This window comes from Bradyrhizobium sp. AZCC 1577, from assembly GCF_036924575.1.
Lineage (GTDB): Bacteria > Pseudomonadota > Alphaproteobacteria > Rhizobiales > Xanthobacteraceae > Bradyrhizobium.
In genome coordinates this window covers 1,434,339-1,448,290 of record NZ_JAZHRQ010000001.1, presented here as the reverse complement: position 1 = coordinate 1,448,290, position 13,952 = coordinate 1,434,339, and the positions used below count along the sequence as shown (strand labels likewise).

Sequence of the window (13,952 nt, the reverse complement as noted above, 5' to 3'; positions counted from 1 at the left end):
ATTGCTAGCCTCTATGTCAGTGCGCGCATGGCCCCTTGCCCGAGAAAAAATCCGGCGCGCTGGTGGCGCGCCGGATAGTCCGACCAGCTTTCACATCGAAGCTGGTGGCCCTAGCCAGGGGGAGGTGCCTGGCCGAGAACACGGTAAACGCCAGCGATCGCCGATCCCGCGTGTGGAATTCCGGGATCGGCGGCGTGTCAGGAGAAGCAATCATACCGCCGGCCTCGCAAGCCGGAGGTGAACTGCTTCACAGACCGCGTGCACAAAAAGACAGGCCGTGCAGCGGGAACGCCGAATCCATTTCAACTCTACGCAACAACAACTCGGATCAGTCCGCAGCCCGCGGTCCAACGGACCAATCAGAAATCATCCCGCAATGCCACCGCCATTGATCGCTCCGCGCGTCGCGAACGGCGGCACTTGCTGGCGGATGTCGCGTGCCGGCGGCCGCTCGGACGGATCGCGCCCGATCGTTGCCCTCAATTCCGCAAGGTCGAGAAAAGCGTCGGCCTGACGCCGCAGTTCGTCAGCCACCATCGGAGGCTGGCTGGTCAGGGTCGAGACGACGGTAACGTGCACGCCGCGGCGCTGCACCGCCTCCAGCAGCGGGCGAAAATCCCCATCGCCGGAGAACAGAAACATCCTGTCGATACGCTCGGCGAGTTCCATCGCATTGACGGCAAGCTCGATATGCATGCTGCCCTTCACCTTGCGGCGGCCGCTGGCGTCAGTAAATTCCTTGGTGAGCTTGGTGACGACGGTGTAGCCGTTATAATCGAGCCAATCGATGAGGGGACGGATCGATGTATATTCCTGATCCTCGATAACGGTCGTGTAGTAGAACGCGCGCAATAACGCGCCACGGCCCTGGAACTCCTTAAGCAGACGCCGGTAGTCGATATCGAATCCGAGTGTCCTGGCGGTCGCGTATAGATTGGCGCCATCGATAAAGAGCGCAATTCTGTCGGACGGCATCATCAGACACGGGCCTCTCATTTAGGGGACGCCGATCGAGCGAGCATTCGCTAAAGGCTTGCCCGCACGCTCTAGGTACCGAAGCTGACCGAGGTGACGAGGCAGGTGGCGCCGACGACCGGGAGGAACAATCGCGCGCTGCGCCAGTAGTTTAGTCGATATGCATCCTGCCTCGACACGCCAACGTTAAGGTGCATGCGCGCCGAGCTCAATTGTACCGAGGTAAGCCGCCGGTATCGAAACGGATGGACCGGCTATACGAAGGTTTAATGTCTCCTGCCCGCAAACCGGCGGCTCTTCACTGAGCCGCCCCATTCTGACGGCGTTGCAGAAGATGCTTCAGCCATTTCCACGCCGGCGCGACGACAAATCCGACGACCGGAATCGATGCAGCGCCGATCAGCAATCCGATGACACCGGAGATGGCGGCCTCAACCACCCACTCGAGAATCGCGGCGACGGGCGGCACCGCGTGCGCCGCGGCCTCCGCCGCCGCCTTGACGGCGTGTTCGATCGCGGGCGGGCCGTAGACCTCGAGGCCATGCAGGATGATGCCGCCGCCCACCCAGATCATGGCGGCGGTGCCGATCACGCTGAGGAGTTTCAGCAGCACGGGCATGCTGCGAACGATGCCGCGTCCGAGCGCGCGGCCAACAGCCGAGGCGCGGTCGCTCCGCGCCAGACCCACGCCGACATCGTCGGCCTTCACGATCAGCGCGACCACGCCATACACGGCGACGGTGATTCCGATCGCCACGACCGCCAACACGAGCGCCTGCTTCCAAATGCTCCCCGCTGGGAGCGCCGCCAGGGTGATCGCCATGATCTCGGCCGAGAGGATGAAGTCGGTCTTGATCGCGCTTGCGACCTTCTCGTCTTCCACCGACTGCGCGTTCAAGGCAACCGTGCCGAGCTGGGCCTCATGCTGATGCGCGCTGTGCGGCATGACAGCCTCTAGCACTTTCTCCACCCCTTCGTAGCAGAGATAGGCTCCGCCCAGCATGAGGAGCGGCGTAATCGTCCAGGGAACGAAGTAGCTCAGGAGCAAAGCCGCTGGCAGCAGCACCAACAGTTTGTTGCGAAGCGATCCCGCCGCGATCTTGCCAACCATCGGCAGTTCGCGCTTCGGCTCGAACCCGATCACGTAACCGGGCGTGACCGCGGTATCGTCGATCACGACGCCTGCGGCCTTTGCGCCCGCCCTCGCGGCCTGGCTGGCGACGTCATCGAGGGAGGCTGCAGCTACCTTCGCGATACCAGCGACATCGTCGAGAAGGCCGATCAGCCCGATACTCATCGATTTCCAACCCGCACCATTTGATTCGCCGCCCCAAGCCTTGGTCCCAAGCCTTGCGGTTTATGACCGCAAAAAATCCGGCGCGCTAGTTGAGCGCGCCGGATCATTACTACACTCGCTACAAGGCTCCCGTCAGCCGGTGGCTGCGCGCGGGGCGCGATTGCGCGAGTTGCGCTGGAAGAACAGCGCCTGGCTCGCGACCGCCGAAACCATTGCGGGCTGGAACGGTTTTGAGATCAGGAACGCGGGCTCGGGGCGTTCGCCGGTCAGGAAGCGCTCGGGGTAAGCGGTGATGAACACCACCGGCACCTCGAACGCGCGCAGCAATTCGTTGACCGCGTCCAGGCCCGACGAGCCGTCGGCGAGCTGGATGTCGGCGAGGATCAGGCCGGGCTTTTTGTTCTTGGCCAGCGCGACCGCGTCGGCATGGGTGCGGGCGACGCCGATGACGTTGTGACCGAGGTTCTTCACCAGGCTCTCGAGATCCATCGCGATGAAGGTCTCGTCCTCGATGATCAGGACGTCGGTGGCGATTTCCGCCGCCATCTCGCGGCCGGCAGTATCCGTCAACTGCCGGGTCTCGGCGATGTCGGTATTGAGAATGAACGCCACCTCTTCCTCGGAGAAGCCCTCGAGCGACAGCAAGAGGAACGCCTGCCGCGGCAGCGGCGTGATGTTCGACAGCCGCCGCTCCGGCGGCAGCGCCAACGTCGCGACATCCGGATTGTCGTTGAGCGAGACCGAATTCCAGATCTGGGTGAACAGCTTGAACAGCCCGGCGCGCGGGCCGTACCGTTCATCCAGCAGCGAGGCATCCTGCAGCAGGGCCTCCAGCATGGCGCCCACATAAGCATCGCCCGAGGCCTGGTTTCCGGTGAGCGCACGGGCATAGCGCCGCAATAGCGGCAGATGTTCAGCAACGAGCTGTGATCGGGACATCCCCATTCATCCTTGTCTTGGGCCGTATCCTTGGCCGTTACTTAGGGTCGCATCTGGGCGGACGTAACCTCAAGCGCCGCGTCCGGCGCCATTTAAGACTTTTTAAACCATTTGAGTCGGGGGGACCCGGTTCCCCTGTCATCCCGATTACTCGCGGAAGGCAAAAAAGTTCCAGAAAAAGTTCCCAGATTTCGGAACCTTCCGCAGATATTCGCATTAGCCTCGATCTATAACGCGGCGGCCTAGGCCCAATTTCGAGGTAACCTCTTGAAACCACAGAGAATTAACTCTCGGGGAAGCGTGGATCAGACCATGAAGGAAGCAAAAAAGCAGGGCGGGCTCAATGCCGAGATTCAATCGAGGATCGGCCACCAGCTCCGTGCCATGTACGACGATGTGGTCCGACAGGGCGTGCCGGACCGCTTTGCGGAGCTGATCCGGAAGCTCGATGGGCCGGAGGCGGCGGCGGCCCAAATCGACAAACAAGAAGACGGGAGGGACTAATGCCTCTCACAGACTCTCTTCGCGACGACATTTTGGCGTCGGTACCAAGCCTGCGCGCGTTTGCGATCTCACTCTCGGGTAATGGTGATCGTGCGGACGACCTGGTGCAGGAGACGTTGCTGCGCGCCATTGCCAACATTGACTCGTTCCAGCCCGGCTCGAACCTGCCGGCCTGGTTGTTCACCATCCTGCGCAACCTGTTTCGCTCGGACTATCGCAAGCGGAGGCGCGAGGTGGAGGACGCCGAGGGCAATTACGCGAAAACTTTGAAGACCCAGCCTTCGCAAAATGCGCATCTGGAGTTTGAGGAGTTTCGCACAGCACTCGACAAGCTGCCGCAGGACCAGCGCGAAGCGTTGATCCTGGTCGGCGCCTCCGGCTTCTCCTACGAGGACGCCGCCGCCATCTGCGGCTGCGCGGTCGGCACCATCAAGAGCCGCGTCAACCGCGCGCGCTCGAAACTCTCCGCGTTGCTCTATGTCGAGGGCGCCGAGGATTTCGGACCTGACGAGACCGTGCGCGCCGTGATCGGCGGCAATGGCGGCTGATGACGCGATCGAGACGACACGGAAGAGGCGGCCCGAGCGGGCCGCCCTTTTTTGTCGCTATCGTAACCTGGACGTGATGCCTTCAACGTTGTCGTCCCTGCGTGCGCAGGGACGACGGGCGGATGGGACGAGTCCTACCGCGCGGGCCGTACCGGCGCGGAAATCTCGCCCGTGCGGTCGCGCTCGGTCATGTCGACCACCGTGGCCATCGGCGCGATGAGTTCGTAGACATAGCTGACATCGGTGAAGTAGCGCTTTGCGGTGCCGCCGAGCGCTTCGGGGGCGACGCGGTCGAGCAGGATGAGGCCGAAATCCGAGTCTTCGCGCCGTGTCGCCGCGCTGGTGTTGAACTCTTCCCAGCGGAAATGAAAAATCGTGTCGGGCTCCTCGCCGGTCACTTCCCAGTTCGCGACGATATGCGGATGCTTGCCGACCAGCGACAGGCCCTCGTCGGAGTGCGAGGCCAGCTCGAAGAACAACAGCGAGAGCGACTGCGCGGCGCGCGCGCTGACGGCGATATCTGGGCCGTTGACGACGATGCGGTCGGCATGCGGGATCGCGCGCGACTCGAACAGGCCCTTGAGCTTGACGCCCTGCCACTGGCTTTCGCTGAGCAGCGTCACCACGTTCGACATCGCGTGAATGCGGCCGATCAACAGCTCGCGTGCCACATCCATGTCGGAGCCGTGACGCAGCGTGCGCGTCACGATCGACTGGATCACGGCCAGGATGTTCTTGACCCGGTGGTTGAGCTCGTCGATGACGGCGGTCAAGCGCCGCTCGAAGCCGATCCGCACCTGGATCTCGCGGCTGAGCCGCAGATTGTTGTAGGCGACGTAGCCGAACAGGCCGCAGACGATTCCGGTGAGCGCCAGCCCAATGGCCGCGACGACGATCGCGGTCTGCTGCGCACGCTGCGCGGCGTTGTTCTTGGCGTAATAGCCGAGCGACCAGTCGCGGCCGCCGAACGTTACCGTCCGCACCACCGACGGCAGCGGATCGCCCTGCCTCACCGCCCGCAGCGTGACGACGCCCTGGTCGTTGGCGACATATTCGTCGTTGGCGTCATCAGGGTCCTTCAACACCACCGAGAACAACGAGCGGTCGTCATCGGTCAGCATCAGCGGCGCCAGCTCGTAGGAAAAGGTGACGAAGCCGGCCGGCTCCGAACTGCCCTCCAGCAGAATCGGAGACGCCAGCACGAGACCGATCGGCCCGTTCTGGCGCAACAGCGGGATCGGGTCCGACGCCAGCGGCTTGCCGGTTGCCGCCGCCTGCGCCAGCATCGGCCCGATCACCGAGTGCCGGTCGTAGGCGCGGCCGGGAAAACCGAGCGTGTCCGGACTGCGCGGCTCGAGATCCATCAGCACGTCGATCGGCTTGTTGATGGTCCGGAGATCCAGCGGCTTGTCGTCGAAATCCCTGATCGTCGGATTGGTGAAGCCGGCCCCCTTCAGCTCCGCCTGCGCCGCCGCCAGATCGCCCGGCTTGAGCCGCGCGATCCAGAACGCGCTCACGAAATCGGTCTTGAAGGCATAGATCGCTGAGCGCAGCGGCTGCAGCATGTTGGCCTTCACTACCGAAGGTGAACGAAACAAACCAGATGCAACGCGTGCGAGCAATTCGCGCTCGGTCAGCCGGTCCTGCGCCAGGCTGGCATGAACGTCGATGGCGCGCGACAGCGCGATGCCGTCGATCGCCAGTTCCTGCTCGTGGACGCGATAGGCTGCGAGACCGGAGAGCAAAACTCCGATCAGGGCAATAAAGCCGATAATGAAGCCCAGCCGAACCACTCGCTTACTCAGGAATGACGTGTTGGCGAAGACGTATTGGAAGCATTTCGGGGTCTGCCGGGGCAGAGACACGTGGCAAAAGCGCGAAGGCCAAGCGCGGCAAATATGGCGGAGCGATCATCAGCACGCAACTGACAGCTTGGCAGCGGGCAAACAACACGGCAGCCGTTAACGCTGATTTGGCGGCGCCAGAAGTTGATAATCTGACAGCGTCGATTTGGTTCCGGCGCGGACGGACAAATCCGCGGGCTGCGGCGGCGGACCGGATATTAATCTTAATACGGGACTCACCGGGCCGCTGGGCCTGCCCCTTATCCGCCCCGCCCGGCTGGACCGTTCATCTAGCTTACATGACCTACCTGGCCTTTGCGGCCGGGCGCAGGCCGCCCTTGGTCTCGATGAAGCCGATGATGCGATCGAGCCCCTCGCTCTTCTTCAAATTGGTCATCACGAACGGCCGCTCGCCGCGCATCCGCTTGGCGTCCACCTCCATCTTCTCCAGCGACGCGCCGACATAAGGCGCCAGGTCGATCTTGTTGATGACGAGCAGGTCCGATCGGGTGATGCCGGGACCGCCCTTGGAGGGAATCTTGTCGCCGGCGGCAACGTCGATCACGTAGATCGTGAGATCGGCGAGTTCGGGAGAAAACGTCGCGGCAAGATTGTCGCCACCGGATTCGATCAGCACCAGATCGAGATCGGGAAATTTCGCGCGCATGTCGGCGACCGCCGCGAGATTCATCGAGGCGTCCTCGCGGATCGCGGTGTGCGGGCAGCCGCCGGTCTCGACGCCGGCGATGCGGTCCGGTGTCAGCGAGCCCGAGCGCACCAGGAATTCGGCGTCCCATTTGGTGTAGATGTCGTTGGTGATGGCGGCGATGTCGTAGTGCTCGCGCATCGACTTGCAGAGCAGGTCCATCAGCGCGGTCTTGCCGGAGCCGACAGGACCGCCGACGCCGATCCGAAGCGGGCCGTGAGAGGTTGCCATGTTATGCACTCTTTCGGTTTCGTCGTCCCTGCGAACGCAGGGACCCATAGCCACTGAATTTGATTGTTGTAGCAGACTGGAGCTCCAACCCGGCATAGCCACGAACATTTGTGGTTGTGGGTCCCCCGCGTTCGCGGGGACGACGGGTGGAGAGCGGGGCGCGCAGTCACGACCGGAACAGCCGCGTATACTGCGCCTCGTGGCGGAGGCTGGCGAGATCGGCGCGGAAGGTGGCGCTGCCGAGATCGTCGAGCGAGCCGGCGAGCGCGCGCTTCGCCGTTGCCGCGACCTCAGTCTCCAGGCTCGCGAGAATGCGCTGGCTGTCGGTTTGCCCGAGCGGCACGAGGCGCGCGCCTGCGGAAATCCAGTTCGACACCACGGCATGCAGGAAGGCATGCATTGCCGGCGGAAGCGGAACGGCATGGGTGGCGCTGACGACGCCAACCGCGACGGGATAAACGATCGCGCTGCCGCTCGCAGCAACCATGCTGTCGAGCCCGTCGCGGGTCCAGGCGGCGCGCGCGATATCGATGAAGGCGCGGCCCTGCGTCGTCGTCTCGAGCTGACGCTCGCGCGAGGGCACGAAGGCAGCCGCGAGTTCGGCAACCTCGCGCAACGCCGTGGCGTCCCGCACGGACGCGGCGCGATACGCCTGCGCCAGAAACACGGCGTCGCAGAAGCCAGAACCGTCAACCAGCATCGCGGCCAGCCAGTCGCGCAGCGATGCGGCGTCGGTGATATCGCCCGCCTCCACCGCCCATTCGATGCCGCTGGAATAGGAGAATGCACCGACCGGGAAGGACGGCGACAGCCAGGTCATCAGCCGGTACAGCGCCGCTGACTCCTCCGCATTCATTCCGCTGCTCGCGTCGGCTGGCGCAGGCTCACTTGTGGTCATGAGCATGGGAATGATCGTGGTCGCAATGTTCGTCGTGATGGTGATGGTGCGCATGATCATCATGATGGTGATGATCATGGCCGTGGTGGTGCGCGGCATGATCATGCGAAGCCTGAGCATAGGCGCCGCCCTCGGGATCGAACGGCGCCTCGATCTCGATGATGCGCGCACCCAGCCCCTTCACCATCGCCTCGATGACGTGATCGCGGCGGATGCGCAAGCCCTTCGGCATGATCTGCGTCGGCAGGTGGCGGTTGCCGAGATGCCAGGCGATGCGGACCAGATGCAAGGGATCGACACCCCGGATCTCGATCAGGGGCTCGGCGGCCGCGACCACCTCGATCAGCCTGCCGTCCTCCAGCACCAGCGCGTCACCGCCGCGCAGCGCCACCGCACTCTCCAGGTCGAGCAGGAATTCGAGCCCGCGCGTTCCCGTCATCGCCATCCGCCGCCGGTGCCGGTCGTCGAAATCGAGCACGACGGTATCGGCGGCTGCTTGTGTCCAGCGATGCTGGCCCAGGACTTTGGTCGCGCGGATCATGACGTGGGCCTCAAAGCTTCTCCACAATTTGTCTCCCGTTGGCTTTTCTTGCTAGCGGGTCTCGACCTTTTCGGGCGTGATCACTTCGATCTTCGGCGGAGCCGACATGCATTTCACGGCCACGCGACCGAAGGTCTTCATGTGTTCGGCGCCACGATGCGGCACCAGCGCCTCGGCATTCTCCCACTGCTCGACGAACACCATTTTCGAGGGATCGGTGACGCTCTCATGCAGGTCGTAGGCGATATTGCCCGGCTCTTTTCGGGTTTCCTTGATGCAGGCGGTGGCGGCGGCGATGAAATCGGCGCGCGTTTCGGGCTTGATGGTCAGCGTGGCAACGACGTAGATCACTAGATCCTCCCGGACTTTTGTTCAGACTAACGTTTCGGGCCAGACCTTAGAACATGAAATACCTCTGCGCCATGGGCAGGACCTCGGCGGGCGCGCATGTCAGAAGCTCGCCGTCTGCGCGCACCTCATAGGTCTCGGCATCGACCTCGATCTTGGGCGTCGCGCCGTTGTGGATCATGCTCTTCTTGGAAATGCCGCCGCGGGTGTTTTTCACCGGGTAGAGCGTCTTGGCAATGCCGAGCTTGCGCGCCAGCCCGCCGGTAATGGCGGCCTTCGAGGTGAACACCACTGAAGATGCGGTCAGCGACTTGCCGAAGGCGGCGAACATCGGCTGGTAATGCACCGGCTGCGGCGTCGGGATCGAGGCGTTCGGATCGCCCATCGGCGCCGCCACGATCGACCCGCCCTTGATGATGCAATCCGGCTTGACGCCAAAGAAGGCCGGCTGCCACAGCACGAGGTCGGCCAGCTTGCCCTTCTCCACCGAGCCGATCAGTTTCGAGACGCCATGCGCGATCGCGGGGTTGATGGTGTATTTGGCGATGTAGCGCTTGACGCGGAAATTGTCGTTGTCGTTGCCCTTGTCCTCGGCCAGCGCGCCGCGCTGCTTCTTCATCTTGTCGGCGGTCTGCCAGGTGCGGATGATGACTTCGCCGAGCCGACCCATCGCCTGCGAATCCGACGACATCATCGAGAGCGCGCCGAGATCGTGCAGGATATCTTCCGCCGCAATGGTTTCCTTCCGGATGCGGCTCTCGGCGAAGGCCAGGTCTTCGGCGATCGAAGGATCGAGATGGTGGCACACCATCAGCATGTCCAAATGCTCGTCGATCGTGTTGCGCGTAAAAGGGCGCGTCGGGTTGGTCGAGGACGGCAGCACGTTCTTCAAGCCGGCAATCTTGATGATGTCAGGCGCATGACCGCCGCCGGCGCCTTCGGTGTGGAAGGCATGGATCGTGCGGCCCTTGAAGGCTTTCATCGTGTCCTCAACGAAGCCGGATTCGTTCAGCGTGTCCGAATGCAGCATCACCTGGACGTCGTAATCGTCGGCGACGGCGAGACAATTGTCGATCGCCGCCGGCGTGGTACCCCAATCCTCGTGCAGCTTCAGCGCGCAGGCGCCGGCCCTGATCATCTCGACCAGCGCAGCGGGACGCGCGGCATTGCCCTTGCCTGATATGCCGAGATTGACCGGGAAGGCGTCGAACGACTGGATCATCCGCGCCATGTGCCAGGGGCCGGGCGTGCAGGTGGTCGCAAAGGTGCCGTGCGAGGGCCCGGTGCCGCCGCCGAGCATCGAGGTGACGCCACTCATCAACGCATGCTCGATCTGCTGCGGGCAGATGAAATGGATGTGGCTGTCGAAGCCGCCCGCGGTGAGAATTTTCCCTTCGCCGGCGATGACGTCGGTGCCGGGACCGATGATGATGGTGACGCCGGGCTGGATATCGGGATTGCCGGCCTTGCCGATCGCCGCGATCATGCCCTCCTTGATCGCGACGTCGGCTTTCACGATACCCCAGTGGTCGACGATCAGCGCATTGGTGATGACGGTATCGGCCGCACCCTGCCGGTTGGTGACTTGCGATTGTCCCATGCCGTCGCGGATCACCTTGCCGCCGCCGAACTTCACCTCCTCGCCATAAGTGGTGAAGTCTTTTTCAACCTCGATGATGAGATCGGTATCGGCCAGCCGCACTCTGTCGCCGGTGGTCGGCCCGAACATGTCGGCATAGACGCTACGTTTGATTTTCACGGACATGACGGACTCCAGGCTCTAGATCTGAATTGGTGCCAATTGCAGGCATGGCGACTCGGGGCCACCCCTCTCCCCAACCCTCTCCCGCAAGGGGAGAGGGAGCCTGAAGAGTGTGCTCACCTCACTTCGAGTCGAAGGTCCCACACAGTGCATCACTCCTCCTCCCGGAAATCAGGAGCACGAGTGAGGGACCCATCGGCGGAAGGGTTCCCTCTCCCCTTGCGGGAGAGGGTTAGGGAGCGGGGTGCCGCTTGCTCCGCTGCCTCCGCGATCGTGAGAACCACGCCCTCAAGATTTTTCATCACGTCGTCGTTCGTGAAACGCAGCACACGATAGCCGCGCGACTCAAACCCTCGATCGCGTGCGGCATCGTGTCGAATGCGCTCCTCAAAATCGTGGCTCTCGCCATCGACCTCAATGACGAGCTTGCAAGAGTGAGCAGCGAAATCCGCGATGTAATTGCCCATCGGGACTTGGCGGCGAAATCCTAGCCCTGCGAGCCGTTTCGCTTTTAGATGGCGCCATAGCAACGTCTCCGCACGAGTCATCTCGCGCCTTAAACGCTTGGCGCGATCGCGCTGAACCTTGCTTACCTCGTCGTGTGGCATACCCCTCTCCCCAGCCTCGAGAGCGAGCTTCGCTCGCCTCGGACCCCGCAAGGGGGGAGGGAGCCCGGTTAGCGTGCTCTCCTCACGTCGCATCATGGCTATCCCCGATGTGATTGGCACGAGTCAGGGAGGCACCGGCGGATGGGTTCCCTCTCCCCTTGCGGGAGAGGGTTAGGGAGAGGGGTGCCGCTTGCTCCGCTGCCTGCCGAATCGCGGCAGCGAGGCTGTCGACCGCGTTTCGAGTTTGGTTCGCACCGCGACGACTCTCTCCGGTCCGAGCCCGCGGCATACCCCCTCTCCCCAACCCTCCCCCGCAAGGGGGGAGGGAGCCCTACCCACGTGCTCACCTCACGAGCGATCACAGCGTGTCCCTGCAAATCACAGCTTCCCCATCACCTCACCGCGGAAGCCGTAGATGGTGCGTTTGCCGGCAAGCGCCACGAGTTGCACATCACGCGTTTGCCCCGGCTCGAAGCGCACCGCGGTGCCGGCGGCGATGTCGAGGCGCATGCCGCGGGATTTCTTGCGGTCGAATTTCAGTGCGGGGTTGGTTTCGAAGAAGTGATAGTGCGAGCCGACCTGGATCGGGCGGTCGCCGGTATTGGCGACGGTGAGCGTCACCGTCTTGCGGCCGGCGTTGAGTTCGATCTCGCCGTCCTTGATGAAGCGTTCGCCGGGGATCATGCGGTGCTCCTATCTGATCGGTTCATGCACGGTGACGAGCTTGGTACCATCCGGAAATGTCGCTTCGACCTGGATGTCGTGGATCATTTCGGGAATGCCATCCATCACCTGCGCGCGGGTCAGGACCTGGGCGCCGGCCTGCATCAGTTCGGCGACAGTGCGGCCGTCGCGGGCGCCTTCGACGATGAAGTCGGAGATGATGGCCACCGCCTCGGGGTGGTTGAGCTTGACGCCGCGCTCGAGCCTGCGGCGCGCCACCATGGCCGCCATCGAGATCAAGAGCTTGTCCTTTTCGCGGGGGGAGAGATTCATGCGGGCACTCTGGTGATTGTCTCTAATTGAGCCACAGCGGTTAATTAAGCCAAAGTCTTGGTAGCGCTGCGGCGCTGGCGCGGCCGAGCACCGTCATCATGTCGGCGCGGAGCCGGGCGGCATCTTGGGCACAGAAGCGCGCCATTGCAAATCCATTCCAGCAGGAGATGCCGACCTCGCCGACGAACGTTTCCGAGGCTTCGCGGATGCGCTCCACGACTGCCTCATCGCCGGGCACGATCAGCGCGGTGCCGATGGCAACGCCGCCATTGGCCACGGCCGGCCGCGCCAGCTTTGCGCCGATGTCGCCGTCCAGCCGGATGGTCTCCGCGAACACCAGCTTGCCGCCGCGGCGCAGGCGCCAGCGGTCGACGAACTCGCCGTGCCGCATCGTTTCACCCATCGCGGCGCGGCCGAACACGACGATTTCGCAGAGCAGAAGCGAGGCGTCTTCGGCCAGGTCGATGTCGATGCGGCGGATAATCCGAGCACGGTCAAACAGGATGGTCTCCTGCGGCAGCCAGGCGAGCTGCGCGCCCGCTTCCGCCTTCAGGGCGATGCCGAGCTGCGCGGCGGGACCGGGGGCGCGATAGACCTTTTCAGCCGCCGCCGTCGTCAGCGTCAGCCGGGCGCCCTCGCCTGCCCCGATGTCGATGTCGAAACGGTCGCCGCCGGCAATACCGCCGGCGGTGTTGACGAACACGCCCGACAGGCCCTCTGTTTCAGGTGAAGGAAAGCGCACGCGCAGCGAGCCGGATTCATGCAAGTCGCCGCGGCGGGTGACGCCATCCTGCAGATGCACGCCGAACCGCACCGCGCCCTGGGCCCGGTTGGCAGCGAACGTTGCTGAAGCCGCGCGCGTGATATCGGTCCGCATCCGTCCCCCAAACGGTGTATGCCGCGCTCGAAAACGTTACAGCGCCATCTGGCGACTGATCTCCGCGGGATCGAGATTGGCGCGGTCGCAGGCATATTTCACGGCGCCGCGGTCCATGACCGCGAAATTGTCGCCGAGCTCGCAGGCAAAGTCGAGATATTGTTCGACCAGCACGATCGCGATGTTGCCGAGGCTGCGCAGGTAAGAGATCGCGCGGCCGATGTCCTTGATGATCGAGGGCTGAATGCCTTCGGTCGGCTCGTCCAATAGCAACAGTCTCGGCCGCATCACCAGCGCACGGCCGATCGCGAGCTGCTGCTGTTGGCCGCCGGAGAGATCGCCGCCGCGCCGCCCCAGCATCGTATTCAGCACCGGAAACAGTGAAAACACGTCGTCGGGGATATGGCGATCCTCGCGCTTGAGCGGCCCGAAACCGGTCTTGAGATTTTCCTCAACCGTGAGCAGCGGAAAAATTTCGCGGCCCTGCGGCACGAAGCCGATGCCGCGCCGGGCGCGTTCATAAGGTTTCAGACCGGTGATATCGTGACCATCAAGCGCGATCGAGCCACTGGCGATCGGATACTGGCCGACCATCGCGCGCAGCAGCGAGGTCTTGCCGACGCCGTTGCGGCCCAGCACGCACGTCACCTTGCCGGGCTCGGCGGACAGCGAGACGCCGCGCAGGGCTTGCGCCGCGCCGTAGTAGAGATTGATGTTGTCGACCTTCAGCATGCCCTCGGCCTTCCCATCCCGTGTCCCGCGCGCGGTGCAGCACGCAGTGATGCACCGCAGATGCGGGACCCAGAGTGGGTCCCGGGTCTACAGCGCACCATTTCGCTGCGCTCATGCTGCGCTGTGCCCGGGACACGAAACTGAGT

16 protein-coding genes are annotated in these 13,952 nt (G+C 63.6%); 2 read left to right on the top strand and 14 right to left on the bottom strand.

What is annotated here, in order from left to right; all coding sequences use genetic code 11:
• Nucleotides 1-366 precede the first annotated feature (366 nt).
• The 3 genes from V1278_RS06690 to V1278_RS06680 all read right to left on the bottom strand — a co-directional run bounded on the left by V1278_RS06690 (nt 367) and on the right by V1278_RS06680 (nt 3,211).
• A complete protein-coding gene (locus tag V1278_RS06690; RefSeq protein WP_334365180.1) occupies nt 367-978 on the bottom strand; it encodes a LabA-like NYN domain-containing protein in 612 nt (203 codons plus the stop codon).
• A 295-nt stretch (nt 979-1,273) separates the two neighbouring features.
• On the bottom strand, nt 1,274-2,272 hold the full coding sequence (locus V1278_RS06685) for a DUF808 domain-containing protein (protein ID WP_334380088.1): 999 nt from the start codon (nt 2,270-2,272) through the stop codon (nt 1,274-1,276).
• Nucleotides 2,273-2,404: 132 nt separating this feature from the next.
• Nucleotides 2,405-3,211, bottom strand: coding sequence for a response regulator (locus V1278_RS06680; RefSeq protein ID WP_334365182.1), 807 nt, complete (start codon nt 3,209-3,211; stop codon nt 2,405-2,407).
• A 312-nt stretch (nt 3,212-3,523) separates the two neighbouring features.
• Between V1278_RS06680 and V1278_RS06675 the strand changes: the two genes are divergently transcribed.
• Both V1278_RS06675 and V1278_RS06670 read left to right on the top strand, forming a co-directional pair.
• Entirely contained in the window at nt 3,524-3,715 is a 192-nt protein-coding gene (locus V1278_RS06675; protein WP_028349309.1) for a NepR family anti-sigma factor, read from the top strand.
• Nucleotides 3,715-4,263, top strand: a complete 549-nt coding sequence (locus V1278_RS06670) for a sigma-70 family RNA polymerase sigma factor (RefSeq protein ID WP_028349310.1) — start codon at nt 3,715-3,717, stop codon at nt 4,261-4,263. The genes V1278_RS06675 and V1278_RS06670 overlap by 1 nt, the downstream gene beginning before the upstream one ends.
• Before the next feature lie 134 nt (nt 4,264-4,397).
• On the opposite strand, the gene V1278_RS06665 is transcribed toward V1278_RS06670, so the two are convergent.
• From V1278_RS06665 to urtE, 11 genes are all read right to left on the bottom strand, one after another.
• Nucleotides 4,398-6,056 (bottom strand): CHASE domain-containing protein, encoded by a 1,659-nt coding sequence (locus tag V1278_RS06665; RefSeq protein ID WP_334365183.1) that lies wholly within the window; start codon nt 6,054-6,056, stop codon nt 4,398-4,400.
• Between the two features lie 355 nt (nt 6,057-6,411).
• The gene (ureG, locus tag V1278_RS06660) at nt 6,412-7,044 is read right to left on the bottom strand and encodes an urease accessory protein UreG (RefSeq protein ID WP_334365184.1); all 633 of its coding nucleotides are present in this window, start codon (nt 7,042-7,044) and stop codon (nt 6,412-6,414) included.
• Nucleotides 7,045-7,210: 166 nt separating this feature from the next.
• Nucleotides 7,211-7,948 (bottom strand): urease accessory protein UreF, encoded by a 738-nt coding sequence (locus V1278_RS06655; RefSeq protein ID WP_334369042.1) that lies wholly within the window; start codon nt 7,946-7,948, stop codon nt 7,211-7,213.
• Complete coding sequence (ureE, locus tag V1278_RS06650) at nt 7,929-8,483, bottom strand: urease accessory protein UreE (RefSeq protein ID WP_334365185.1); 555 nt, start codon at nt 8,481-8,483, stop codon at nt 7,929-7,931. The genes V1278_RS06655 and ureE overlap by 20 nt, the downstream gene beginning before the upstream one ends.
• Nucleotides 8,484-8,534: 51 nt before the next feature.
• The gene (locus V1278_RS06645) at nt 8,535-8,834 is read right to left on the bottom strand and encodes a putative quinol monooxygenase (protein ID WP_028349315.1); all 300 of its coding nucleotides are present in this window, start codon (nt 8,832-8,834) and stop codon (nt 8,535-8,537) included.
• Nucleotides 8,835-8,880: 46 nt separating this feature from the next.
• Nucleotides 8,881-10,596 carry an urease subunit alpha gene (gene ureC, locus V1278_RS06640; RefSeq protein WP_334365186.1) on the bottom strand — a complete coding sequence of 572 codons (1,716 nt, stop codon included), beginning with the start codon at nt 10,594-10,596 and terminating at the stop codon, nt 8,881-8,883.
• 149 nt (nt 10,597-10,745) lie between these two features.
• Nucleotides 10,746-11,201, bottom strand: coding sequence for an endonuclease domain-containing protein (locus tag V1278_RS06635; RefSeq protein ID WP_334380087.1), 456 nt, complete (start codon nt 11,199-11,201; stop codon nt 10,746-10,748).
• Nucleotides 11,202-11,579: 378 nt separating this feature from the next.
• Nucleotides 11,580-11,885 (bottom strand): urease subunit beta, encoded by a 306-nt coding sequence (locus V1278_RS06630; RefSeq protein WP_334380086.1) that lies wholly within the window; start codon nt 11,883-11,885, stop codon nt 11,580-11,582.
• A 9-nt stretch (nt 11,886-11,894) separates the two neighbouring features.
• Nucleotides 11,895-12,197 (bottom strand): urease subunit gamma, encoded by a 303-nt coding sequence (locus tag V1278_RS06625; RefSeq protein ID WP_028349318.1) that lies wholly within the window; start codon nt 12,195-12,197, stop codon nt 11,895-11,897.
• Nucleotides 12,198-12,237: 40 nt separating this feature from the next.
• Nucleotides 12,238-13,074, bottom strand: coding sequence for an urease accessory protein UreD (locus V1278_RS06620; RefSeq protein WP_334380085.1), 837 nt, complete (start codon nt 13,072-13,074; stop codon nt 12,238-12,240).
• A gap of 36 nt (nt 13,075-13,110) precedes the next feature.
• Nucleotides 13,111-13,806, bottom strand: a complete 696-nt coding sequence (urtE, locus tag V1278_RS06615) for an urea ABC transporter ATP-binding subunit UrtE (RefSeq protein WP_334365189.1) — start codon at nt 13,804-13,806, stop codon at nt 13,111-13,113.
• Between the last annotated feature and the right edge of the window lie 146 nt (nt 13,807-13,952).

Coding starts and splice junctions, on each gene's coding strand:
- V1278_RS06690 (WP_334365180.1), bottom strand. CDS start 978: ATGATGCCGTCCGACAGAATTGCGCTCTTTATCGATGGCGCCAATCTA.
- V1278_RS06685 (WP_334380088.1), bottom strand. CDS start 2,272: ATGAGTATCGGGCTGATCGGCCTTCTCGACGATGTCGCTGGTATCGCG.
- V1278_RS06680 (WP_334365182.1), bottom strand. CDS start 3,211: ATGTCCCGATCACAGCTCGTTGCTGAACATCTGCCGCTATTGCGGCGC.
- V1278_RS06675 (WP_028349309.1), top strand. CDS start 3,524: ATGAAGGAAGCAAAAAAGCAGGGCGGGCTCAATGCCGAGATTCAATCG.
- V1278_RS06670 (WP_028349310.1), top strand. CDS start 3,715: ATGCCTCTCACAGACTCTCTTCGCGACGACATTTTGGCGTCGGTACCA.
- ureG (WP_334365184.1), bottom strand. CDS start 7,044: ATGGCAACCTCTCACGGCCCGCTTCGGATCGGCGTCGGCGGTCCTGTC.
- V1278_RS06655 (WP_334369042.1), bottom strand. CDS start 7,948: ATGCTCATGACCACAAGTGAGCCTGCGCCAGCCGACGCGAGCAGCGGA.
- ureE (WP_334365185.1), bottom strand. CDS start 8,483: ATGATCCGCGCGACCAAAGTCCTGGGCCAGCATCGCTGGACACAAGCA.
- ureC (WP_334365186.1), bottom strand. CDS start 10,596: ATGTCCGTGAAAATCAAACGTAGCGTCTATGCCGACATGTTCGGGCCG.
- V1278_RS06635 (WP_334380087.1), bottom strand. CDS start 11,201: ATGCCACACGACGAGGTAAGCAAGGTTCAGCGCGATCGCGCCAAGCGT.
- V1278_RS06630 (WP_334380086.1), bottom strand. CDS start 11,885: ATGATCCCCGGCGAACGCTTCATCAAGGACGGCGAGATCGAACTCAAC.
- V1278_RS06625 (WP_028349318.1), bottom strand. CDS start 12,197: ATGAATCTCTCCCCCCGCGAAAAGGACAAGCTCTTGATCTCGATGGCG.
- V1278_RS06620 (WP_334380085.1), bottom strand. CDS start 13,074: ATGCGGACCGATATCACGCGCGCGGCTTCAGCAACGTTCGCTGCCAAC.
- urtE (WP_334365189.1), bottom strand. CDS start 13,806: ATGCTGAAGGTCGACAACATCAATCTCTACTACGGCGCGGCGCAAGCC.